This window comes from Actinokineospora sp. UV203 (assembly GCF_056323665.1).
In genome coordinates this window covers 1,851,951-1,872,337 of the sequence record NZ_CM150484.1, presented here as the reverse complement: position 1 = coordinate 1,872,337, position 20,387 = coordinate 1,851,951, and the positions used below count along the sequence as shown (strand labels likewise).

Here is a 20,387-nt window from a genome sequence, read left to right as displayed (position 1 = left end):
GTCAGCGGCTCCACAGGCCGAGCGCGGCCTCGAGTTCGCTCAGTGCCCCGGTGGACCCACCGGGTGCCTGTGCCTGCGCGGTGATCCGGATCAAGCTCGCCACCAGTTCCGCCTCCTGCTCCTCGTCGGTGCTGTAGCTGGTGCGGGCCAGCAGGCGGCGCACCAGCGCGGGCGACAGGTCAGGAAGAAACCGCCCGAGGTCGGCCACGATATCGTCCGCCTTGCTGCGGTGATCGCACAGCATGTGGCCGATCTCGTGCAGCACGATGTGGTCGCGGTGGAACGGGCTGGTCTTGGCCTCGACGAAGATCACGTCGCGGTCGGCGAGGTGCAGCCACGCGCCGCAGGCGTTGACGGTGAGCCCGGCGGGCAGGGTGCCGATGTCGATGGGTCGCTGCCGCCGCTCGGCGAGCATCTCCACCAGCGCCGAGACGGAGAACGGCCTGGGCAGCGCGAGACCGTCCACCAGTGTGCGGCACTTCTTGTAGCCGCGTCGTGTGATCATGTCGTCGCCGACACCTCCGCTCGGGCACCTCCGGAACCGCGGCCACGGTCCGGGAGTGCAGAGCATCACTCGTTCCGCGCGGGTCGGGGCTCGCCCGAGTCCGTCGCGGGCCCCAGCCGCTCGATCCGCCGTGCTTCGGTGACCATGGCCAGCAGCGCGTCGAGCGTATCGTCCGACAGCCCCTCGGCTCGCAGCGCGATCGAGCGAACCTTCTGGTTGCGCAGCGCGAGGGCGAGGTCGAGCTGGGCGTCGACCCGGGAGGCGACCACGTCGTCGAGGAAGTACTCGGCGGGGACGCCGAAGAACTCGGCCAGCGTGACCAGCGTGTCCTGGGTCAGGTTGCGCTTGCGGCCGCTGGCCAGCTCCCACAGGTAGGTCGCCGACATGGCCTTGCCGGTCTGCTCCCGGATCTGGCCGGCCAGCTTGGCGTAGCCGGGCCGGGACTCCTTCTCGGGGTACAGCCGCGACAGCAGGTGGTTGATCTTCTCGGCGAGAACACCCTCGGCAACCTCGTCCTTGCGCTGCTGGGGGTCCATTCGCGCTGTCCTCACCCTCGGCATTCACGTCCGCTGCAGCGGACGCTTTCGTTCAGAGCTTAGTGTGGATCACCCTGGTGTGGTTGACAAATGGCGGCACTCCTAGCCTATGCTCAACACAGGGCATCCGCTAAAGCGGACGGTTGGTGAGAGGGCCAGGGGGCTTCTCAGCACGGGGAACCGCTCACCGGGTGTCCCGGCCGAAGAAATTCGGCCACTAACGTCAGGGCGGGGCAGGCCCGCGCGGTGCTGAGGCACGCGCGGGCCTAGGTCCCGTTTCACGAGGTCCCGTCCTCGGTTCGCGGGGTCTCTAAGCGGTAGCCCATGCCCGGCTCGGTGAGCAGGTAGCGCGGGTCGCTCGGCCGCGGTTCGAGTTTGCGGCGCAGCTGGGCCATGTAGACGCGCAGGTAGTGCTTCTCGTCCCCGTAGTTCGGGCCCCACACCTCGCGCGGCAGCTGCTTCCGGGCGATCAGCTTGCCCTTGTTGCGCACCAGGATCTCCAGCATCCCCCATTCGGTCGGTGTCAGGTGTACCTCCACGCCGTCGCGGTGGACCTTCTTCGCGGCGATATCGATGGTGAACGCCTCGGTCTCCACCACCGGGTCGTCGTCGGCGGGCGCGGTCGCGGCCCGGCGGACGGCGGCCCGCAGGCGGGCCAGGAGCTCGCCCATCCCGAACGGTTTGGTGACGTAGTCGTGCGCGCGCTGCGGATCAACCTGACCGCGCGCGGCTACGAGGAGTTGTTCAGCGCGGCGGCCGTTCCCGGGTGCACGGCGGCGATCCCGGCCCCGAGCAGCAGCACGGTCGGCATGGCCAGCAGCACGATCGCGGCGGCCGTCACCTCGCGGCGGCCGAGTTTCTTGCCCAGGTATTCCGGGGTGCGGCCGACCATCAGCCCGGCGAGGAACACCGCGATGATCGCCATCACCAGGATGCTGTACATCCTGGTCCCCACACCGCCCGGCGTCATCTCGCCGAACAGCATGTTCACCATCGCCGCGCCGCCACCGAGGCCGCTGAGGCTGTCGTGCATGGAGTTCACCGCGCCGGTCGACGTGCCGGTGGTGCTGTTGGCGAACAGCGCCGACCCGGCGATGCCGAACCGGACCTCTTTGCCCTCAGTGGAAGCGCCGGCCAACAAGGCGGCCGGGCCGCGGATGCGTCTCGGCCCACCAGAGGACCGCGAGCATGCCCGCCCAGATCGTCCCCATCACGGCGAGCAGCGCGGTGCCCTGGCGGCGGTCGCCGACGAGGGTGCCGAAGGTGCGGGTCAGCGACACGGGAATGACCAGCAGCAGGAAGATCTCCAGCAGGTTGGACCAGGCGTTCGGATTCTCGAACGGGTGCGCGGAGTTCGCGTTGAAGATGCCGCCGCCGTTGGTGCCCAGCTTTTTGATCGCCTCCCGGCTCGCGGCCGGGGCGAGCGCGCTGGTGTGCGCGGTGCCGTCCAGGGCGGTGTAGTCCACACCGGCACCGAGTGGCCGAGCACGGTCTCCGGCACGTAGGACTGCCAGTTCGTGTTGGTCACGAAGCTGACCGCGGTGTTGAACGCCATTGACGGCTCCACCCGCCGCGACCGAAGTCGAACGGGAGCAACGGCTGGAGGCGTTGCAGCACATACACAAGCAGGATCGAGACGAAGGAGAACCCGAGGACGCCCCGGGCGTAGGTGCCCCAGTTCTGCTCGAAGCCGGGATCGATCCGGGCGGCGGCGTAGATCCCGCGTTCCACCCGGAGGTGCCGGTCGCTGGTGAACACGCGCGCCATGTGGTCACCGAGCGGCTTATAGGCGACAGCGAGGGCGAGGACCAGCAGCACGAGTTGTAAGAGGCCCGCCGCGGTGTCGGTCATCAGAACCGATCCGGGTGGATCAGCGTGACAAACAAGTAGCCGATCAGCAGCAGGGTGAGCACGCCGCCCACGGCGTTCGCGAACACGGCGTTCATCCGCGCTCCAGCCCGCGGAGAATGACCGTGAGGACCGCGAAACCGGCGATCAGCAGTAAGAGGTAGGCCGTATCGGCCATCGACGACTCTCTCCAGGCGGGGCCGCCGCCTGCTTGAGTGTCGCTGACGACGTCCTGACGGGTCGCCCGCCGATCTTTACGGGTTCTTGATGGCGGCCGGTGCTGTCGCCAGCGCGAGCAGGGCGCCCGCCAGGGTGATCGCGCCGAGGATCACGAACGCCGTGGAGTAGCCGCCGACCGCGTCGGCGAGCGCCGCACCGGCGAACGGGGCCAGCGCGGTGCTGACCGTCAGCGGCGCCGACAGCACCCCGCTGAGCCTGCCGTAGTGCGCCGAACCCCACCGGTCGCTGACCGCGGTGGCCTTGATCAGGGTGAACACGCCGCGGGCGACGCCGGCGAGCACCGCCGCGACGATCAGTGCGGTCACCGTGGTCAGGACACCGAGCACGGCTGTCGTGACCGCCATCGCCGCGAGGATCACCGCGGTGCGGGACCGCGGCGTGGTGTGCCGGGCGAGCACGCCGTAGCCGAGCCTGCCCGCCACCTGGCCCGCGCCGCCGAGCCCGAGGGCCATCGCCGCGGTGGCGGTGTCGATGCCGCGTTCGGCCAGCAGCGGGATCAGGTTGATCACGACCGCGGACGTCGCGAACGCGGCGACGCTGAACGCGATGGTCAGGATGACGAACTCGCGGCTGCGGCTGATCCGGCCGGGGTCGGCGTGCCGCGGTCGGGCCTCTGGGCGCGGGGGCCACGGCAGGCTCAGTCCGAACCAGTGCCCGGGAATGGTGATCGCCCCGAGGATCGCGGCCAGCACCAGATAGGTCGCGCGCCAGTCCAGGGCATCGGCCAGCAGGGCGGTCAGGGGAGCGAACACCGTGCTCGCCAGGCCGCCGACCAGGGTCAGGGTGGTGAGTGCCCGCACCCGACCCGGTCCGTGCCAGCGGGTGACCGCGGAGAACGCGGGCGCGTAGAGCGTCGCGCCCATCGCCATGCCCGCCACCGACCACGCCGCGATGAACCAGCCGAGACCCGGCGCCGCCGACACCGCCACCAACGAGACGACCGCGAGCACGGAGCCCGCGGTCATCACCCCCCGTGGGCCGTGGTGGTCGAGCCATCGGCCGATCGGCACCCCCGCGCCCGCGGCCACCAACTGGCTCGCCGAGAGCGCCGCGATGATCCCCGTGGTCGACCAGCCGGTGTCGGCGGCGATGTCGCCCGCCAGCACCGGCAGGGCGTAGAAGAGCACGCCCCAGCTGGTGATCACGGTGGCGCACAAGGTGACCAGCACCCGACGGAGACCCGCTGGGGCCTCCGTCAGGGTGACCGCGGTCGTCACGTCAGCGCGCGGCGGGCGCGGCGAGGGTCAGCGACTCGACCGCGGGCGGGGCGCAACAGCCGCCCCCCGAGGCCTCCGCGGGCGCGTCGTCGAACAGGCCCGCGCCGCCGCACACCCCGGTCTCGGGCAGCACGAGTTCCACCCGCTCAGCCGCTTCGCGGTCGCCGGCGAGCTCGGCGGCGATCGAGCGGACCTGCTCGAAGCCGGTCAGCGCGAGGAATGTCGGCGCCCGGCCGTAGGCCTTCATGCCGGCGAGGAACACGTTCGGCTCCGGGTGCGAGAGCTCCTTGGCGCCGTGCGGGTACACGGTTCCGCAGGAGTGCGCGTTCGGGTCGATCAGCGGGGCCAGCGCGACCGGCGCCTGCAGCGTCGGGTCGAGGTCGAGACGGACCTCCGAGAGCCAGGTCAGGTCCGGGCGGAAGCCGGCCAGCACCACGACCTCGTCCACGGCCTCGACGGTCTCGCCCGCGGCGGACACGAGGGTCAGCTTGCCGTCTTCGGCCTGGTCGACCCGCTCGACGCGGAACCCGGTGACGACGGAGATGTGTCCGGACTCCACCGCCGCCTTCGCCCGCAGACCCAGCGCGCCGCGGGCCGGGAGCTGGTCGGAGTCGCCGCCGCCGAACACCGTGCCCGTCGCGCCTCGGCGCAGCACCCAGGTGATCTTCGTCGACGGCTCGCGCTCGGCGAGACCGGCGAGGACCACCAGTGCGGTGAGCGCGGAGTGCCCGCTGCCCGCGACGGCGATGTGCTTGCCCGCCAGGTGTTCGCTCTCCTCGGTCAGGTTCGGCACCCGGTAGCTGATGCGATCGGCGGCGCCCAGCTCGCCGATGGCGGGAAGGCCGTCGCCGCCCAGCGGGTTCGGCGTGCCCCAGGTGCCGGAGGCGTCGATCAGTGCCCGCGCGGTGACCCGCTCCTCGCGACCCTCGGACGTGCGGATGTGCACGGTCAGCGGCTCGCTGTCCCGGCCGGCGTCGACGACCCGGTCGCGTCCCCGGCGGGCCGCGCCGACGACCTCGGCGTTGAAGCGGACGTGGTCGCCCAGGGCCTCGGCCAGCGGGGCGAGGTACAGCGCGGCCCACTCGGCGCCGGTCGGGTAGGCCTCGACGTCCGGGTGCGTCCAGCCGCGCGGCTCCAGGAGCCTGCGGGCGGCCGGGGCGACCAGCTCGGCCCAGCGGGAGAACAGGCGCACGTGGTTCCACTCGGCCACCGCCGCGCCCGCTCGGTCACCGCGCTCCAGCACCAACGGGGTCAAGCCGCGCTCCAGGAGCTCTGCCGCCGCCGCCAGCCCCACGGGTCCGGCCCCCACCACCACGACTGGAAGGTCAGTCATCGTCAAAACCTCTTTCATCGACGTTCCTCGATGCAACAAGGACGAATGTATCGACTCCCGTCGATTAACGCAACCATCGATATCTGTCGATACTGCTTGCCAACCCGCGAGTCGCCCCGCCAGGCAAGTGAGTCGCCCCGCCAGGCGAACGAGTTCGACATTCGCGACTCGCGAATGTCGAACTCACTTGCCGGAAGGGGCGACTCGTTTGCCTGGCGGGGCGACTCGCGGGGGTTGGCAGCAGTGTTTTCCGCGCCAGGCTTCGAGGCCTTCCCTCGTTGCGACGGCGGCGATCGTCAGGGCCGCGAGCGGGTCCGCCCACCACCAACCCAGCGTGCTGTTGAGGATCAGTCCCACGAGAAGGACGGCGGACAAGTACGTGCACAGCAAGGTCTGCTTCGAGTCGGCGACGGCGGTGGCGGAGCCGAGTTCGCGCCCGGCGCGGCGCTGGGCGTAGGACAGGCCGGGCATGATCACCAGCGACGCGGCGGCGAGGGCGATGCCGACGGGGGAGTGGTCGGCGGCCTCCGCGCCCAGCAGCGCCCGGATGGACTCGACCGTCACGTAGCCGGCCAGCACGAAGAACGACACCGCGATGATCCGCAGCGTCGCGCGTTCGCGGGTCTTGTGGTCCTTCGCGGCGAACTGCCAGGCCAGCGCGGTCGCCGAGGCGACCTCGATGACCGAGTCCAGGCCGAACCCGATCAGCGCGGTCGAGGAGGCGATGGTGCCCGCGGTGATCGCGATGACCGCTTCGACGATGTTGTAGCTGATGGTCGCGGCGACCAGAAGTCGGACCCGGCGGGTCAGGACCTGTTGGCGTTGCACGGTTGTCGCCGGTGGAGCGCAACAGGCGCACTCGCTCATGACTCGTCCGCGCAGTCGTCGGTGGGGTCGACGGCGAGCACCACGTCGACGAGTTCGCGCAGGGCCCGGGCCAGGTGCGCGTCGGCGAGTTCGTAGCGGACCTGCCTGCCCTCGTAGGCGGCGACGACCAGCCCGCAGCCGCGCAGGCACGACAGGTGGTTGGACACGTTGGACCGGGTGAGCGCGAGCTCCTCGGCCAGCCGCGCCGGGTAGCTCGGTCCGTCGAGCAGGGACAGCAGGATTCGGCAGCGGGTCGGGTCGGCCAGTGCCCGGCCCAGTCGGGCGAGCGCGGACTCCCGGGTCTCACAGGTCAGCATTCGCGAAACTATACAGCTATGACTGAACTGTCCTCGTCTCGTACATCCGGACCGCCACCACCAGCCCGGAGACGGCGGTGATCGCGGCGACGACCCAGATGGCCGCGCGCAGACCCCAGAGGTCGGCCACCACGCCCGCGAGGACGGCGCCGACCGCGAAGCCGCCATCGCGCCAGAGCCGGTAGACGCCGACCGCGCGCGCCCGCCAAACCGGGTGGGCCACGTCGCCGACGGTGGCGAGCAGCGTTGGGTAGACCATCGCGGTGCCCGCGCCGAGCAGCGCCGCCGCCGTCACCCACAGGCCGAACGTGTCGACGAGCGCGACCATGGCCAAGGCGAGGGCCTGCAGCAGCATCCCGGCGGTGATCAGGTGTTTGCGTCCCCAGCGGTCCGACAGCGGGCCGGTGATCAGCTGCCCCAGCCCCCAGATCGCGGGGTAGACGGCGGCGAGGATGCCGATGCGGGGCACGGAGAGCCCGGCGGTGGCGAACAGGATCGGGAACAGGCCCCAGGCGAGGCCGTCGTTGAGGTTGTTGACCATCCCGGCCTGGCTGGCCGCGGACAGCGCGGGCTCACGGAAGCTGGTGTGGGCGAAGATCTCCCTGCTGGTCAGGTCGGCGTGCAGGTGGTCGTGGCGGCCGTCCGCGCGGGCGGTGTGGTTGGCCGCTTCGAGCCGGGCGTGCCCGCGGGTCTCCTTGACGGCGAGGACGGTCAGCCCGAGTCCGAGCGCGGCGTAGGACAGGCCCAGGAGGAACGGCGCGGGCCGCAGCCCGTAGCGCGCGGCGAGGTAGCCGGTGGCCAGGGCGGTCGCGGCGACCGCCATGTACCCGGCGGCCTCGTTGAGCCCCATGGCCAGGCCACGCCTGCTGGGGCCCGCCAGGTCGATCTTCATGATCACCGTGGTGGACCAGGTGAGGCCCTGGTTGACGCCGAGCAGCACGTTCGCGACGACGACCCAGCCCCAGTGCGGGGCCCAGATCAGCAGCAGCGGCACGGGAATCGCGATCAGCCAGCCCGCGACGAGCACCGGCTTGCGGCCGAACCGGTCCGACCAGGTGCCGGCGAAGTAGTTGGTGGCGGCCTTGGTCAGGCCGAAGGCGAGCACGTAGGTCAGCAGGAAGGTGTAGCCGGTCAGGTGGAAGGTCTGCTCGGCGAGGAGCGGCAGGACCGTGCGTTCCTGGCCCAGCACACCGCCGACGAGCGCGTTGACGGCGACGAGCAGGCTGAACTGGGCGAAATTGGCCCGCAGGCCGAGGCGAAGGGCGGTGTTCACGCGGCTGTCTCCAGTGTGTCCCGTGTGGAGGGTCGCTCCGCGCGGTGGGGAAGGTGGTCTGCCTCGGCGGAAACGTGTGGAATGTCCGATGTGGAGAGAGGTGGGCCCGCGGTCATGCGCCGCTGTCCAGTCGGCCGCCGGTGGCTCGGACCCAGTCGCCGGCGCCGCCGCTGAGCACCGCCAGGTCGCGGTGGCCCGCCCGTTCCAGCAGACTCGCCGCGCTCATCGCACGTTCGCCGTGGCCGCACATCACCACCGTCGGCCCCGCGGGCACCTCGTCGACGCGGTCGGCCAGGTCGCCGAGTTCGATGTGGGTCGCGCCTGGCAGGTGGCCGCCGGTGAACTCCGCGGTCTGCCGCACGTCGAGCACGGTCCCGGACACCTCGTCGGCGCTGATCAGCCTCGTGCCGGTGGTCGGCAGGCGCGCGGCGGTCCAGGCGTCGAAGACGCACTCGCCCGCCAGGTTGGTGTACCCGATTTTGGCGGCCTGCCAAGCGGTTTCGGTGGTGTCCTGGTCGGGACCGCGCATGATGACCAACGGCCGGTCGTCGGGTGCCAACCAGCCCAGCCAGGAGGCGAAGGCCGGTCGCGCGGGGTTGGACAGCGCGCCCGGCACATGGGCGGCGGCGAATTCCGGCACCGGCCGCACATCCACGATCAGCGCGCCGTCGTCGAGCAGGGTGCGCACGGTGTCGACGTCGAGTTCGGGCAGCGCAGGAGGCCCGGCCATGAGCGGTGGCCCGAGTCGGTTGATCTCGCCCAACCGGGCGAAGTACGGCGGATAGCTGCCCAGCGATCCCAGCAGCCGGGCGACGAACTCGTCCTCGTCGGCCAGCCGCATCAAGGGGTTCGTCGCCTTCTCGCGGCCGATCGTGCTGGTGCGTTCGGCGCCCGGGGGAGCGGAGCAGAACGACCCGGCGCCGTGGGTGGGCCACACCGCCACGTCGTCGGGCAGTTCGGCGAGGCGGCGCAGCGAGCTGAACTGCTTGCGCGCCAACTCTTCCGTGCGCTCCGGCGCGACCAGGTCGGTGCGCGCCGCCGCCCCGACGATCAGCGAGCCGCCGGTGAACACGCCGACCGGGCGGTCCCCGTCGAGCAGCAGGAACGACAGGTGCTCGTGGGTGTGGCCGGGGGTGCCCAGGGCCCGCAGCCGCAGGCCGCCGAGGTGGACCTCGTCCCCGTCGTGCAGCCCGGTGTGGGTGAACTCGCGGTGCCCGGCGGCCGAGGCGAGCACCCGCGCGTCCTCGGTGGCGGACAGCTGCCGCGCGCCCGACAGGAAGTCGGCGTGCAGGTGGGTGTCGGCGGCGAAGGCGACCCGGAGGTCGCGCCCGCTCGCTTCCCTGTCGATCTGGCGGAGGTCGAGACTGGCGTCGACCACCAGCGCCCGGCCGTCCCCAAGGTCGAGCAGGTAAGCGGAATTGCCCAATCCCTCGTCCACGAGCGGCACAACATCGACTGCGGTCATGGCGTCCTCCTCGGCTTCTGTTCTACACTATTCCATAGAAGATTGGAGAATCATGGGTGACCGTGCCGCGAAGACCGCGCTGTTCGACCAGTTCGCCCGTGTGGGCAAGGCCCTGGCCAGCGGAAAGCGTCTCGAACTGCTGGATCTGCTCGCTCAGGGCGAGCGGACCGTCGACTCGCTCGCGCGCGCGGCCGACCTGGGCCTGACCACGGCATCGGCGCACCTGCAGACGCTCAAACAGGCCAACCTCGTCGAGACCCGCCGCGAGGGCACCAAGATTCACTACCGGCTCGCGGGTGGGGACGTCGCCGCGCTCTTCGCGCTCGTCCGATCCGTCGCCCACGACCGACTCCCCGACGTCGATGCCGCCGCGATCACCTACCTGGGCCCGCAAACCGAGGCCGTCACCCGCGACGAACTACTACGCCGCGTCCAGTCCGGCCGTGCGACGGTGATCGATGTGCGGCCCGCCGAGGAGTTCGCCGCGGGACACATCCCCGGCGCCCGCTCCGTCCCGCTGGAGGACCTGGCGAGCCTGCTCGCGGACTTGCCCGCCGACCAGGAGATCGTGGCGTACTGCCGAGGCGCCTACTGCGTCCTGGCCCACGAAGCGGTCCGCCTGCTGCTTGCACGGGGCCGCCAAGCCGTCCGCCTCGCCGACGGCATGCTCGAGTGGCGACTGGCCGAACTGCCGGTCGACACCAGTCCGCCTCCCCGGAATTCTGGGGATTGGTCGCCTGCCGTGTGATGTGGCGGATTGGCGGCGACCGTGGTCGGCTGCCGTCACGGTCCCCTAAGGCGGCGGTGGATGCCGCCCGCCGACAGACACGGCCCTGGCCGCGATCCGTTCCACAGTGCCGGCCTTGAGTCGCTCCTTGCGCTCGACGACGAACCCCGCCTGTTCCACCAGCGGCAGCGGCCGCCGGGTCTGGTGGTCGCCGATCATCCGCACCGTCACCAGTTCAATCAACCGCTGGACCAGCCGGATAGGTTTGTGGTGGCTGCCGACGTGGTCGAGCAGCAGCAGCAGCCCGCCCGGGCGCAGGACCCGGTGCATCTCGGCGATGGCCCCGCGTTCATCCGGGACGCCACAGAGGCCCAGCGTGCAGACCACGGTGTCGAATGAACTGTCGTCGAAGGGCAGCCGTTGGGCGTCGCCCTGAATCAACGTGACCTTGTGCCGGGTCTCCAAGACGCGGGCGCGGGCGATGTCCAGCATGGCGGCGCTGAAGTCGAGCCCGGTCAGCCGCACGCCCTCGGGGTAGAACGGCAGATTCCGTCCGGTGCCCACGGCCACTTCCAGCACATCGCCGGAGGCCTGCGAGCACACCCACTCCCGCCCGCCCTTGAACTGCACGCGCTCGAAGAAGCCGATGTCGCGGTCGTAGCGGTCGGCGTAGCGGTCCCACTGGTGATGGTGGTCGGTCACGGTGTCACCAAGCTACCGAGAGTTCGACCAAGCCGCCGGCCAGCACGTCTTGGCGGATTCGCAAGTCCGCCAACGGGATCGCGAGTCGCATCGTCGGGAACCGGGTGACCAGGCCGCTGAAGACGGAGCGCGGTTCGATTCGACATCGCCAGGCCGGCGATCCCCGGGTCGGTGACCCCTCGGCCGTCAGGAGTCGGGAGATCACGTCGTCGCCGGACCCCGACAGCGCGGCCGACCGGATCAGCCGTCCACGGCGTCCTCCAAGCCGCTAGGTAGTCCGCCGCTGTCCGCCTCCCCGAATTATCTCGGGGTCACCTGACGGGTGACGGAGCGGATTGGTGGGTGCCCGTGGTGGGCTGTCGTCGCGGTCCCCTTACGTGCGGGTCCGTGGTGGACGGTCGCGGCGCTGAGTCGGGCGATGGCGTGCATGAGGCGGTGTTCGACGTTGTGGGCGATGTGGTGGGCCTCTTCGACGGTCAGGCGGGCGTCGACGGTGACCGACAGTTCCGCGCGCAGGGTGTGGCCGATCCAGCGCATCCTGAGCTGGTCGACGGCCACCACGCCCGCGGTGCCCACGGCGGTGCGTTCGGCCAGGTCGACCACCGCCGGGTCGACGGCGTCCATCAGCCGGGCGAAGACCTCCTTCGCCGCGTCGCGCAGGACGAACAGGATCGCCGCCGTGATCGCGAGACCGATGATCGGGTCCGCCAAAGGGAAACCGAGGCCGACACCGAGTGCGCCGAGGACGACGGCCAGTGAGGTGAAGCCATCCGTGCGCGCGTGCAGGCCGTCCGCGACGAGGGCGGCCGAGCCGATCTCCCGGCCGACCTTGATGCGGTAGCGGGCGACGATCTCATTGCCGGCGAACCCGATGACGCCCGCCGCGGCCACCACCCACAAGTGCCGCACGGGCTGCGGGTCGATCAGCCGGTCGATCGCCTGCCAGCCGGCGAAGGCCGCGGACGCGGCGATGACGAGCACGACGACGACCCCGGCGAGATCCTCGGCCCGGCCGAGCCCGTAGGTGTGGCGTCGCGTCGCCGCGCGGCGGCCGAGGAGGAAAGCGACGCCGATCGGCACCGCGGTCAGGGCGTCGGCGAAGTTGTGCACGGTGTCGCCGAGCAGCGCGACGGAACCACTCGCCATGGCCACTGCCAGTTGGGCGACAGCGGTGACCAGGAGCGCCGCGAACGACCAGACCAGGGTGCGCATGCCGCGCTTGCTCGCCTCCAGGGCACTGTCGACGCGGTCCGCGCTGTCGTGACTGTGCGGCTTCAGCACGTGGCGAAGGCGGTGTCGGCGTGCGTGACCGTGACCGTGGGTCATCTGCCCTCCTCGGCTCTCTGGTTGCAGAGTGCCCTGCTCAGGAGCAATATGCAACCATGCGCGCGCACAATGACATGGCAACAGCCAGTGTCTCGCAGGAAGAGCGGTTCCAGGTTGCCGCCGAGCTGCTGGGAATGCTTGCCGACCCGACCCGGCTGGCCCTGTTGCGGCTGCTCGCGGCCGGCGAGCAGGACGTCAACACCCTGGCCGGGCAGGTGAGCGCGTCGCGGTCGTCGGTGTCGCAGCATCTCGGCAGACTCCGGCTGGCGGGCTTGGTCCACGCTCGCCGCGACGGTCGGCGGATGGTTTACCGCCTGGTGAGCGGCCATCTGTCGGGGCTGGTCGACGAGGCGATGGAGTTCGCCGACCACGCCGTGCTCGGCATCCCGCACCACGAGTGACCGTGTAGACCGGCGCTTCCCTGGGTATGTCGAGGGTTTCCGGACGACGCACGAAAGGAGTGATCTCGTTGAGCACGATCACCGAGAGCGTGGAGGTCGGAGTTCCGGTGACCGACGCCTACAACCAGTGGACTCAGTTCGAGACTTTCCCGCGCTTCATGGAAGGCGTCGAGCAGGTGCGCCAGCTCGATGACACGCACGTGCACTGGGTGACGAAGGTCGGCGGGGTGACCCGCGAGTTCGACGCGACGATTGTCGAGCAGATCCCGGACCAGTGCGTCTCGTGGCGCTCGGACGCGGGACCTGACCACTCCGGGAAGGTCACCTTCGACAAGGTCGACGCCCGGACCACCCGGGTCACCGCGAAGATGACCATCGACCCCGAGGGTTTCGTCGAGAACGTCGCCGACAAGCTCGGTGTGCTGGACCGTCGGGTCAAGGGCGACCTGAAGCGGTTCAAGGAGTTCATCGAGGAGCGCGGCGGCCAGGAGACCGGTGCGTGGCGTGGCTCGGTGGGGACCACGACCGAGCAGTCCACCGCCCAGGGCTCCAGCAGGCAGGCGGGCAAGCCGGGCGCGGGCATCCGACCCGGTGAGCCGGGCGTGAGCGGCCTGCGCCCGGACGACCCGGACAGTGGCGGTCTTTCGCCGAAGGCCGATCCTCGGCCGCCGTTGTAACCGGCTACCGATAGATGCCGTCCCCCATGGATCGCCATGGGGGACGGCTGCGTCCGGCGGCAAATCCTTTGAAACCGCACTGGTTTTCGAGCTCGGTAGCCGCTCGATGGATAAGCGCGCCCGATCAGGGGAACCCGGCAGATTCCGGCCCCGGACGCTGGAGTCGACCGAGATGAAGGCCGTCACGTGGCACGGCGAGCGCGATGTGGTGCGAGACGTCAGTCGGGTGGTTCTTGGACGTTGTTGTCCGGCTTCGGCTCTTCGTCCAGGTCGTCGGTGGCCCGGGCGGTGCGCCCTTCGATCCGCACGTCGTGGGTGCCTGACCCGGTGAAGTCGTCGAGCGGGTCGGCGGCCTCGGGCAGCGGATCCTTGGACTCTTGCTTGGACTCTCGGTCTTCGTTCATGGGCAGCCGGGTACCCCGACGGAGTGGACTTCACACCCGCCGTTCACCAACCGTCGACGCCCCTACGCATCCTGCTTCCCCGCCAAGAGCGGAGCATGGCGGAAACTTGACCGCTGGTCGGCCGAGGCGGGCCCCCGCTTACCAAGCCCAGGCAGCGAAGCGAAGCCAACCACAACCACCGAAGCAAGCAGCGCAAACGCCCATCCCGGCCGCTCAAGCAACTGCTCCACACCCACCGCGATTACCAACCCGCCGGCATTCCCGAGCAGATAGATGAACGCCGCCCCCGTACTCCCACCCGCGGCCCCCACAACTCGCTCAGTCGTGTCGAGCACGATCGGCAGTGCGGCCAGCAATGGGAACCCGACCACGATCACCACCACAGTCGCCACAACAACCCCAGGCGCGATCGCCAACGCCGCGCACCCCACCGCCGTGATCAGCAAGGTCGCGCCCAACACCGGCCGTTCCAGTCCCCGATGCACGACAGGTGCGGGAAGCACGGCAGAGCCGACGATGCCGGAAAGCACCAGCACAGCCAGCAGCGTCCCAGCGGTAGCCGTCGACACCCCAGCCGGCTTCAGCAACGGCTCAAGCCACGTGGTGAGCGCGATGAACACCCCGAACCCGACGAACACCAGCCCCCCGAGCGAGCGGGTCCTTCGGTCGGCGAACAGTGCGCGCAGTGCGCCCGCCGAGACCCGGGCTGGGGTGTCGATCTCGCGCGGAGCCCGGCCATGCAGTCCGAACCAGAGCGCCAGGCCGGCCAGGATCGCCGCGCCGAAGTCGATCAGGAGCAGGGAACGCAGGCCATCGGCACCCATCGCGGCGCCGAGGGTCAAAGCGGCCAGCATGCCGACCAGGTTGGCTGCCGCGGCGGCCGCGATGCCGGCGGGGCGCTGTCGGTCGGGGAGGTAGCCGTCGGCGAGTTTGCTGATCGCGTTGAGCACCAAGGGCTGGGCGACCGCGACCACGAGATGCCCGGCAGGACGAACACGTAGTCGTCGAAGAGCCGCAGCCCGGCGCCCACGGCCACGAGCACCGCGCCCACGCCGAGCGTCGGCCGGAACCAGCGGTCGAGCACGACGCCCGCCGGCAGCGCGAGTACGACGTAGAGCAGCGGGAACACGTTGGCCAGCCACCCGATCGCGCCCTCGGACACGCCGTAGTGGCTCGCCGCCGCCGTGGTGATCGGCGCGTACGTCAGCCACACGAGTTGCAGCACCGCGCTGACCAGCCCGTAGGCGGACATGACGAGCCACCCGGAGACCTGACGACGACTATCGGCCCGCACTGACATCGCTACCTCCGGCGCCACGACGGAACGTGACTCCGATTCATATTCGGTCATCGGCGCCGCGAAGGCAAGACTTCGGTCCACAGTGGTGCCGCCGGTCGGCAGCAGACCGTCCACGACGCCGACTTCCCGACCGGGTGCTGCTGTGCCCCGCACGGGTGCGCCCCTGATGTGGTGTCGGAGGCCGCAGGCAGGCCGTGCTTTGCCTGCGCGCCATGACGAAGTTCGGCTGGTGCCGCGGTCGTGGCGTTGGCTCTGGTGGCGGGATGCTCGGGCGCCGACGGTGGGACGCCGCCCGCCCCCGCGTCCGGCCGGCGATGACGTGGGGGCGTCGCACTACCGCCGCGGGCACGGCGCGCGGCAGGCGGCCGCGATCGTGGCCATCGCCATCTACGTGCTGGCACTACCGCTCATCGGCTACCTGATCGACGCCACATACTTCCCGCCCGGCGTGATCCAGGGTGCGCTCACCGTGCTCGCGGCGATCGCGTTGGTCGCCCTCGGCGTGGGCTCGGTGTTCGCCTGGGCGGCGCGGATAGCGGTGCGCCAGCTGCGCAAGCTCGGGACCCTGACCAGCCGCGCGCTGCCGTTGTTGTTGCTGTTCACCACTTTCGGCTTCCTCAGCGCGGAGATCTGGCAGAGCTTCACCGCGCTGCGCGGCAGCCGGATTCGGTGGGTCGTCGGCTTCTTCGCCGTGCTGGCGATGCTTCACCAGCGGCACGATCTACGGCATCTGCCTGCCGTTCCCCGACGAGCTGCTCCAGGTGTCGATTTCCTGGCCGCGTTCTCCGGCCTCCGCTTCGCCACGTCCACGGCCACCGACGCGCGGATCCGGCAGAGCTTTCGACCCGCTGATCGAGCACATGGCGGTGAACCTGTCCACCCGCCACCTCTACTTCGGCCCGGTGGGTCGGTCAGCCTTCGGGCAGCACCACCCAAAGCACGATGTAGATCAGGAACTGCGGTCCGGGGAGGATGCAGGACAGCACGAACAGCCACCGGATGGTGCTCGGCTTGCGGCCGACTCTCTCCGCGATCCCACCACACACCCCGGCGATCATCCGATTCCTGCGGGACCTGACCAACTCGACCGCCATGACGCTCCTTTCGGATGGACTCACAGTGTCGCGCAGTGCGGGTCGTCCCGCATGTCCCGCCGTTTGTCACCGGTCACAACGATCGGCCCGAAACCCTGGAAACGCTCCCATGTCGGCGGCCGCCCGGAGCCGTCAAGGTGAGACGGGGGCGGACAACGAGGAGCTGAGATGACCAAAGGCAAGCTGTTGACGGTCGCACTGGTGGCGGGCGCTCTTGTCGCGCCCCTGCCCGCTATCGCGCCCCTGCCCGCTATCGCGTCCCAGGCCGCTGTTCCGTCGAGCTACTACGAGCAGCCCGGCCCGCACGCGGTGACCGTGGCGCAAGGCGGACCCGACCACACCCTGTACCGCCCGACGGACCTCGGCACCCGACAGCACCCGGTCGTGATCTGGGGCAACGGCACCGGCGCCACCCCCGCCCAGTACGACTTCGCCTTGCGCCACCTGGCCTCCTGGGGCTTCGTCGTGGCCGCGGCCAACACCACCCAATCCGGTTCGGGCGCGGAAATGCTGGCGGGCGCCCGATTCCTCATCGACGAGGACAAGCGGCCCGGCAGCGTGTTCCACAACCACATCGACGAAACCAGGATCGGCGCCGCCGGCCACTCCCAGGGCGGCGGCGGCACCATCGCCGCGGGCGCCGACCCGATCGTGGACACCACCATTCCGATCCAGCCCGGCCCTCAGGGATCGGTCGCGAACCTCCGCGGCCCCAGCCTCTTCGTCGCAGGCCAGAACGACTGGATCGTCCCGTCGTTCTACGTCAGGTCACGCTACGACCAGGCAGGCCACGTCCCCGCCGTCTTCGGCGAACTCAAGGGCAGCGACCACTTCTTCCCCGGCGAGACCAGGTACCGACTCGTCGGCGTGGTGACCGCATGGTTCCGCTTCTGGCTCGCGGCCGACGAACAAGCCCGCGGCATCTTCTTCGGCTCCTGCAGTCTCTGTGGAGACAGCGCGGCATGGTCGGCAGTGGCCCGAAACGCCCGCGCCCAGGCCATTCCCGGCTAGTTCCGGGTACTCCGCGATCTCACGGACGAGCAAGCCAGAGGGCTTTCCCAAGGGCCACCAAGCTCACCGTTCGACCAGGATCACCTCATATTGCGAAGCCGTAGGCGGCAACCCGGTGTCGAACTTGGCATTCACCACAGCGAGCGTGTTCCCATGCAGAGCCGCGGTAGTCGGGATCTGGAACAGCGGGCTCGTGATCGTCTTCACCAGTGTCCCGCTGCTCAGGTCCGGGCTCAGCCGCCACCGCGTGACCTTGTTCTCGAAGTTCTGCACGACCCACAGATCCCGCCCGCGGAGCACGATCCCGTCCGCGCTCGGCACGTCGACGCCCGCCACCACCGCGCTGGCCCCGGTCTCCGGGTCCACGGTGTAGATCGCCGAGTTGGCCGAATGGGCGACCAGGAGGGTGTCGCCGTTGGCCGTGGCCTCGATGCCGTTGAGGTTGAAGTCGCCGGTGATCTCGCCTGCCGGGCCGGTCAGCACCAGGGTCTCGGCCGGGCCGGGCACACCGGTCGGGCTGACCGGCACGAAGTAGAGGTGCGGCTGGAACGAGTCGGTGAACCATGCGCCGCCGCGGACGACGACGACGTCGTTGACCGCGCCGCCGAGTTGGTAAGTGGCGACGTCATCCCCCGTGGTGCCGTCGTAGATGTGGGCTTGGCCGGCGAATCCGCCCGCCACGAACAGCAAGTCCGTGCGGTTGTCGTATTTCAGTCCCAGCGCCATCCGGCCGTCGGGCACATCTCGGAACAGGTCGGCGGTCCCGCGTTGGTAGTCGCCGCGGTAGATGTCGCCGGAAAAGAGGTCACCCGCGAAGAACGTCGACCCGCGGCCCGTGGCCACGCCCTCCGCCGACTGCGCGCCGGTCAGCACGATGACCGCACTGGGGGGCGCCGCCGTCGCCGGGACGACCGCCGCCAGGATCAGCGCCGCCGTCATGGGCAGGCTGCGTCGGAGCACCTTCATGACCGCCTCCTCACCGTGGGGAACCGCCACCCATCATGGGCCGGGTTCACGGCGAAAACGACGGGCCTTCCGGCCCCAATCACGCGGGCAGCGCGCCCGCCAACGCCCTGGTGACCGCGTCGACCCGCTCCTTGGCGCTCGCCATGGACCGGCCCTGTTGCACGGAGAGCAGCGCGACCGCGTACCGGTCGTGCAGGACGCCCGCGCTGTGCAGGTACGTCGAGCTGGGCCGGTAGGTCATCCAGCCCTGCTTCGAGTACGCGTCGACGCCCGGCGCGTGCAGCCCGAAGGCCTGGTCGAACCCGTTCGCGGCGCGCGCGGGGGCCGCGGAGAGCGCGTCGATGATGACATCGCGGGCGTGGCAGTTCTGGATGTGGGCCCGCAATCGCGCGAGGTCGTCGGCGCTCACCATCGTCTCGCCCCATTCCGCCGGGTCACGCGGCGGTGACGTCTTGGTCATCCCCGCGAGCTGAGCCACCCGCCGCACCGCGCCGACCCCGTCGTGCGGGCCCCAGAGTGCGTTCATCGCGTTGTCGTCGCTGGTCGACAGGGCCCGCCGCACCCGCTCGCGGTCGGCCGCCGACACCTCCCGCGACAGCACGTCGACGGCCACGATCAGCTTGGCGATCGACGCCGAGTAGAACGGCCGGTCGCCCCCGCTGCTCGCCATCCGCCCGGTCTTCAAATCGATGACCGCCACTCCGAGGGTCATCCGCCCGTCCGCCGCCGCGACCCCGGCGGCCACCGCTGCCGTGAGGTCCACCTCGAGCACCGGCATGGCGGCGGGCGGCGACCGCACCCCGGCCACTACCGAGGTGGCCACCCCCGGCCGGACCAGGCACCCGGTCGCGGGCGGTATCGCCGTGGTGACCGCGAATGCCACCGTCATCAGCGCCACGGCCAGGCCGGGGCGAACGAGCGAGCGCACCGGCACAGCCTCCACCCTGGGCGGGCCCCGACCCAGCGATTCCCCGCGTTGTGACTCGGCTGTTGCGTGGCCGCCATGCCAGGGCGCCGCGTACCGTCACCATTCGCACGCGGTGCGGGGCGAAGGTGGAACTGGAGCGATCAGCCGCCGTGCGCGTATTTCGCCAGCAGCCGGGCGACCTCGGCCGGGGCGGGCATCCGGGCGATCTCTTCGGCGATCACCCGTGCCGCTTCGCGGTGGGTGTTGTCCCGCAACAGTTTCCGGGTCTGCTCGGTGATGGCGTCCGCGCTCAGGTCACCGGCGAGCAGCCGCGACCCGGCGCCGGCGACCGTGACCGCGTCGGCGTTGGCGAACTGGTCGGCGCCCTGGGGGAGGAACAGCTGCGGGACGCCTGCCGCGAGCGCGCCGAGGGTGGTCCCGCTGCCGCCGTGGTGCACCACGACATCGGTGTGCGGCACCAGGTCCGCTTGCGCGACCCAGCTTTCCACGGTGACGTTGTCCGGGATCTCGCCGAGTTCCGCCACCCGCACCCGACCGGCGGCGACCACCACGCGCCCGCCCAGCGCCGCCAGACCTTTGATGGCGGTGGTGAGCAACTCGGCGGTGCCGAACGCGGTGCCGAGCGTCAGGTAGACGAGCGGCCCGGAACCGTGTTCCCACGCAGCCTGTTTCGGTCCGGAGTAGGGGACGGGCCGCAGTTCGATCCGGTCGGCGGTGGCAAGGAAGTCGTTGTCCTGCAAGGATGGCGGGCAGATGTCGAGGTGCGGCCTGCCGGGCGCCTCGGTGTTCTTGGTCGGCATTTCGAGTCCGATGCCGTCGGGGTACATCCGGCCGAATCCGTGCCAGAGCCCCGGAATCCCCGCCCGGTACGCCGCCTCAGCGGCACCTGGCACACCCCATTCGTGGATGACGAGGTCGGGCCGCAGCCGCGCCAGGTCCGGTTCGAGATCCTCGGCGTACATCTCGTAGAACGAGTCCGCGGGCCGAAACGGCCGCAGCCCATGGGCGGCCAAGGGCGCGTGCATTTCCTCGCCTGCGGCGAAGTGCACCTCGTGCCCGGCCTCCCGCGCGGCGATCGCGAGGGGGATCAGCGGATAAGTGTGACCAACCGACGCCAGACTGGCGAACAGCACGCGCATACCACCGAACCTACACCCGCCTCCGGCACCAACAGCCCCCAACGCGCAAGCCCACGCCCCAACCCGCGAGTCGCCCCGCCAGGCAAACGAGTCGCCCGTTCCGGCAGACGA

General features: G+C 70.5%; 22 protein-coding genes and 3 pseudogenes. 4 read left to right on the top strand and 21 right to left on the bottom strand.

Annotation, left to right across the window (positions count from 1 at the left end; genetic code table 11):
* Position 1: 1 nt before the first annotated feature.
* The 11 genes and pseudogenes from ACUZ2Y_RS08495 to ACUZ2Y_RS08445 form a co-directional block, all read right to left on the bottom strand.
* Positions 2–505 carry a hypothetical protein gene (locus ACUZ2Y_RS08495; protein ID WP_476328620.1) on the bottom strand — a complete coding sequence of 168 codons (504 nt, stop codon included), beginning with the start codon at positions 503–505 and terminating at the stop codon, positions 2–4.
* 65 nt (positions 506–570) lie between these two features.
* The gene (locus tag ACUZ2Y_RS08490; protein ID WP_476328618.1) at positions 571–1,041 is read right to left on the bottom strand and encodes a hypothetical protein; all 471 of its coding nucleotides are present in this window, start codon (positions 1,039–1,041) and stop codon (positions 571–573) included.
* Positions 1,042–1,319: 278 nt separating this feature from the next.
* Positions 1,320–1,742: pseudogene (locus ACUZ2Y_RS08485) on the bottom strand (winged helix-turn-helix domain-containing protein); the annotation flags it as partial.
* Positions 1,743–1,777: 35 nt separating this feature from the next.
* Positions 1,778–2,892: pseudogene (locus ACUZ2Y_RS08480) on the bottom strand (potassium-transporting ATPase subunit KdpA); the annotation flags it as partial.
* A complete protein-coding gene (kdpF, locus tag ACUZ2Y_RS08475) occupies positions 2,892–2,987 on the bottom strand; it encodes a K(+)-transporting ATPase subunit F (protein ID WP_476328616.1) in 96 nt (31 codons plus the stop codon). The gene kdpF and the pseudogene ACUZ2Y_RS08480, both read right to left, overlap by 1 nt.
* 156 nt (positions 2,988–3,143) lie before the next feature.
* Positions 3,144–4,346, bottom strand: coding sequence for an MFS transporter (locus ACUZ2Y_RS08470; protein ID WP_476328614.1), 1,203 nt, complete (start codon positions 4,344–4,346; stop codon positions 3,144–3,146).
* Position 4,347: 1 nt separating this feature from the next.
* Complete coding sequence (locus ACUZ2Y_RS08465; RefSeq protein WP_476328612.1) at positions 4,348–5,679, bottom strand: FAD-dependent oxidoreductase; 1,332 nt, start codon at positions 5,677–5,679, stop codon at positions 4,348–4,350.
* Between the two features lie 183 nt (positions 5,680–5,862).
* On the bottom strand, positions 5,863–6,546 hold the full coding sequence (locus tag ACUZ2Y_RS08460; RefSeq protein ID WP_476328610.1) for a cation diffusion facilitator family transporter: 684 nt from the start codon (positions 6,544–6,546) through the stop codon (positions 5,863–5,865).
* On the bottom strand, positions 6,543–6,863 hold the full coding sequence (gene cmtR / locus ACUZ2Y_RS08455) for a Cd(II)/Pb(II)-sensing metalloregulatory transcriptional regulator CmtR (protein ID WP_476328608.1): 321 nt from the start codon (positions 6,861–6,863) through the stop codon (positions 6,543–6,545). The genes ACUZ2Y_RS08460 and cmtR overlap by 4 nt, the downstream gene beginning before the upstream one ends.
* Positions 6,864–6,879: 16 nt before the next feature.
* Positions 6,880–8,136: an MFS transporter gene (locus ACUZ2Y_RS08450; protein ID WP_476328606.1), complete on the bottom strand. Its 1,257-nt coding sequence runs from the start codon at positions 8,134–8,136 to the stop codon at positions 6,880–6,882.
* Positions 8,137–8,248: 112 nt separating this feature from the next.
* Positions 8,249–9,601, bottom strand: coding sequence for an MBL fold metallo-hydrolase (locus tag ACUZ2Y_RS08445; protein ID WP_476328604.1), 1,353 nt, complete (start codon positions 9,599–9,601; stop codon positions 8,249–8,251).
* Positions 9,602–9,653: 52 nt separating this feature from the next.
* Here ACUZ2Y_RS08445 and ACUZ2Y_RS08440 point away from each other — a divergent pair, with 52 nt between their 5' ends.
* Complete coding sequence (locus ACUZ2Y_RS08440; RefSeq protein WP_476328602.1) at positions 9,654–10,349, top strand: ArsR/SmtB family transcription factor; 696 nt, start codon at positions 9,654–9,656, stop codon at positions 10,347–10,349.
* 45 nt (positions 10,350–10,394) lie between these two features.
* Here the strand turns inward: ACUZ2Y_RS08440 and ACUZ2Y_RS08435 are convergent, their stop codons facing one another.
* Positions 10,395–11,030, bottom strand: a complete 636-nt coding sequence (locus ACUZ2Y_RS08435; RefSeq protein WP_476328600.1) for a class I SAM-dependent methyltransferase — start codon at positions 11,028–11,030, stop codon at positions 10,395–10,397.
* A gap of 300 nt (positions 11,031–11,330) precedes the next feature.
* Positions 11,331–12,356 (bottom strand): cation diffusion facilitator family transporter, encoded by a 1,026-nt coding sequence (locus ACUZ2Y_RS08430; protein WP_476328598.1) that lies wholly within the window; start codon positions 12,354–12,356, stop codon positions 11,331–11,333.
* 56 nt (positions 12,357–12,412) lie between these two features.
* Between ACUZ2Y_RS08430 and ACUZ2Y_RS08425 the strand changes: the two genes are divergently transcribed.
* Together ACUZ2Y_RS08425 and ACUZ2Y_RS08420 are read left to right on the top strand one after the other, a co-directional pair.
* Entirely contained in the window at positions 12,413–12,757 is a 345-nt protein-coding gene (locus ACUZ2Y_RS08425) for an ArsR/SmtB family transcription factor (RefSeq protein WP_476328596.1), read from the top strand.
* A gap of 68 nt (positions 12,758–12,825) precedes the next feature.
* Positions 12,826–13,272, top strand: a pseudogene (locus tag ACUZ2Y_RS08420) (SRPBCC family protein); the annotation flags it as partial.
* A gap of 380 nt (positions 13,273–13,652) precedes the next feature.
* Here ACUZ2Y_RS08420 and ACUZ2Y_RS08415 read toward each other — a convergent pair.
* The 5 genes from ACUZ2Y_RS08415 to ACUZ2Y_RS08395 form a co-directional block, all read right to left on the bottom strand.
* Positions 13,653–13,838: a hypothetical protein gene (locus tag ACUZ2Y_RS08415; protein ID WP_476328594.1), complete on the bottom strand. Its 186-nt coding sequence runs from the start codon at positions 13,836–13,838 to the stop codon at positions 13,653–13,655.
* A 62-nt stretch (positions 13,839–13,900) separates the two neighbouring features.
* Entirely contained in the window at positions 13,901–14,788 is an 888-nt protein-coding gene (locus ACUZ2Y_RS08410; protein WP_476328592.1) for an MFS transporter, read from the bottom strand.
* On the bottom strand, positions 14,677–15,291 hold the full coding sequence (locus tag ACUZ2Y_RS08405; protein ID WP_476328590.1) for an MFS transporter: 615 nt from the start codon (positions 15,289–15,291) through the stop codon (positions 14,677–14,679). The genes ACUZ2Y_RS08410 and ACUZ2Y_RS08405 overlap by 112 nt, the downstream gene beginning before the upstream one ends.
* Before the next feature lie 261 nt (positions 15,292–15,552).
* Positions 15,553–15,741 (bottom strand): hypothetical protein, encoded by a 189-nt coding sequence (locus tag ACUZ2Y_RS08400; protein WP_476328588.1) that lies wholly within the window; start codon positions 15,739–15,741, stop codon positions 15,553–15,555.
* Positions 15,742–16,049: 308 nt separating this feature from the next.
* The gene (locus tag ACUZ2Y_RS08395; RefSeq protein ID WP_476331672.1) at positions 16,050–16,196 is read right to left on the bottom strand and encodes a PspC domain-containing protein; all 147 of its coding nucleotides are present in this window, start codon (positions 16,194–16,196) and stop codon (positions 16,050–16,052) included.
* 204 nt (positions 16,197–16,400) lie between these two features.
* Here ACUZ2Y_RS08395 and ACUZ2Y_RS08390 point away from each other — a divergent pair, with 204 nt between their 5' ends.
* Positions 16,401–17,243 carry a poly(ethylene terephthalate) hydrolase family protein gene (locus tag ACUZ2Y_RS08390; protein ID WP_476328586.1) on the top strand — a complete coding sequence of 281 codons (843 nt, stop codon included), beginning with the start codon at positions 16,401–16,403 and terminating at the stop codon, positions 17,241–17,243.
* 63 nt (positions 17,244–17,306) lie between these two features.
* Here ACUZ2Y_RS08390 and ACUZ2Y_RS08385 read toward each other — a convergent pair whose 3' ends face one another.
* From ACUZ2Y_RS08385 to ACUZ2Y_RS08375, 3 genes are all read right to left on the bottom strand, one after another.
* Positions 17,307–18,209: an SMP-30/gluconolactonase/LRE family protein gene (locus ACUZ2Y_RS08385; protein WP_476328584.1), complete on the bottom strand. Its 903-nt coding sequence runs from the start codon at positions 18,207–18,209 to the stop codon at positions 17,307–17,309.
* Between the two features lie 79 nt (positions 18,210–18,288).
* A complete protein-coding gene (locus tag ACUZ2Y_RS08380) occupies positions 18,289–19,137 on the bottom strand; it encodes a serine hydrolase (RefSeq protein WP_476328582.1) in 849 nt (282 codons plus the stop codon).
* 140 nt (positions 19,138–19,277) lie between these two features.
* The gene (locus tag ACUZ2Y_RS08375) at positions 19,278–20,276 is read right to left on the bottom strand and encodes a glycosyltransferase (RefSeq protein ID WP_476328580.1); all 999 of its coding nucleotides are present in this window, start codon (positions 20,274–20,276) and stop codon (positions 19,278–19,280) included.
* Positions 20,277–20,387: the final 111 nt, after the last annotated feature.

Bases quoted from the DNA above. Each gene is read 5' to 3' on its own strand.
- ACUZ2Y_RS08415 (WP_476328594.1), bottom strand. From the start codon at position 13,838: ATGAACGAAGACCGAGAGTCCAAGCAAGAGTCCAAGGATCCGCTGCCC.
- ACUZ2Y_RS08445 (WP_476328604.1), bottom strand. From the start codon at position 9,601: ATGACCGCAGTCGATGTTGTGCCGCTCGTGGACGAGGGATTGGGCAAT.
- ACUZ2Y_RS08395 (WP_476331672.1), bottom strand. From the start codon at position 16,196: ATGATCGCCGGGGTGTGTGGTGGGATCGCGGAGAGAGTCGGCCGCAAG.
- ACUZ2Y_RS08425 (WP_476328596.1), top strand. From the start codon at position 12,413: ATGCGCGCGCACAATGACATGGCAACAGCCAGTGTCTCGCAGGAAGAG.
- ACUZ2Y_RS08385 (WP_476328584.1), bottom strand. From the start codon at position 18,209: ATGAAGGTGCTCCGACGCAGCCTGCCCATGACGGCGGCGCTGATCCTG.
- cmtR (WP_476328608.1), bottom strand. From the start codon at position 6,863: ATGCTGACCTGTGAGACCCGGGAGTCCGCGCTCGCCCGACTGGGCCGG.
- ACUZ2Y_RS08375 (WP_476328580.1), bottom strand. From the start codon at position 20,276: ATGCGCGTGCTGTTCGCCAGTCTGGCGTCGGTTGGTCACACTTATCCG.
- ACUZ2Y_RS08490 (WP_476328618.1), bottom strand. From the start codon at position 1,041: ATGGACCCCCAGCAGCGCAAGGACGAGGTTGCCGAGGGTGTTCTCGCC.
- ACUZ2Y_RS08390 (WP_476328586.1), top strand. From the start codon at position 16,401: ATGACCAAAGGCAAGCTGTTGACGGTCGCACTGGTGGCGGGCGCTCTT.
- kdpF (WP_476328616.1), bottom strand. From the start codon at position 2,987: ATGAACGCCGTGTTCGCGAACGCCGTGGGCGGCGTGCTCACCCTGCTG.
- ACUZ2Y_RS08430 (WP_476328598.1), bottom strand. From the start codon at position 12,356: ATGACCCACGGTCACGGTCACGCACGCCGACACCGCCTTCGCCACGTG.
- ACUZ2Y_RS08465 (WP_476328612.1), bottom strand. From the start codon at position 5,679: ATGACTGACCTTCCAGTCGTGGTGGTGGGGGCCGGACCCGTGGGGCTG.
- ACUZ2Y_RS08495 (WP_476328620.1), bottom strand. From the start codon at position 505: ATGATCACACGACGCGGCTACAAGAAGTGCCGCACACTGGTGGACGGT.
- ACUZ2Y_RS08460 (WP_476328610.1), bottom strand. From the start codon at position 6,546: ATGAGCGAGTGCGCCTGTTGCGCTCCACCGGCGACAACCGTGCAACGC.
- ACUZ2Y_RS08440 (WP_476328602.1), top strand. From the start codon at position 9,654: ATGGGTGACCGTGCCGCGAAGACCGCGCTGTTCGACCAGTTCGCCCGT.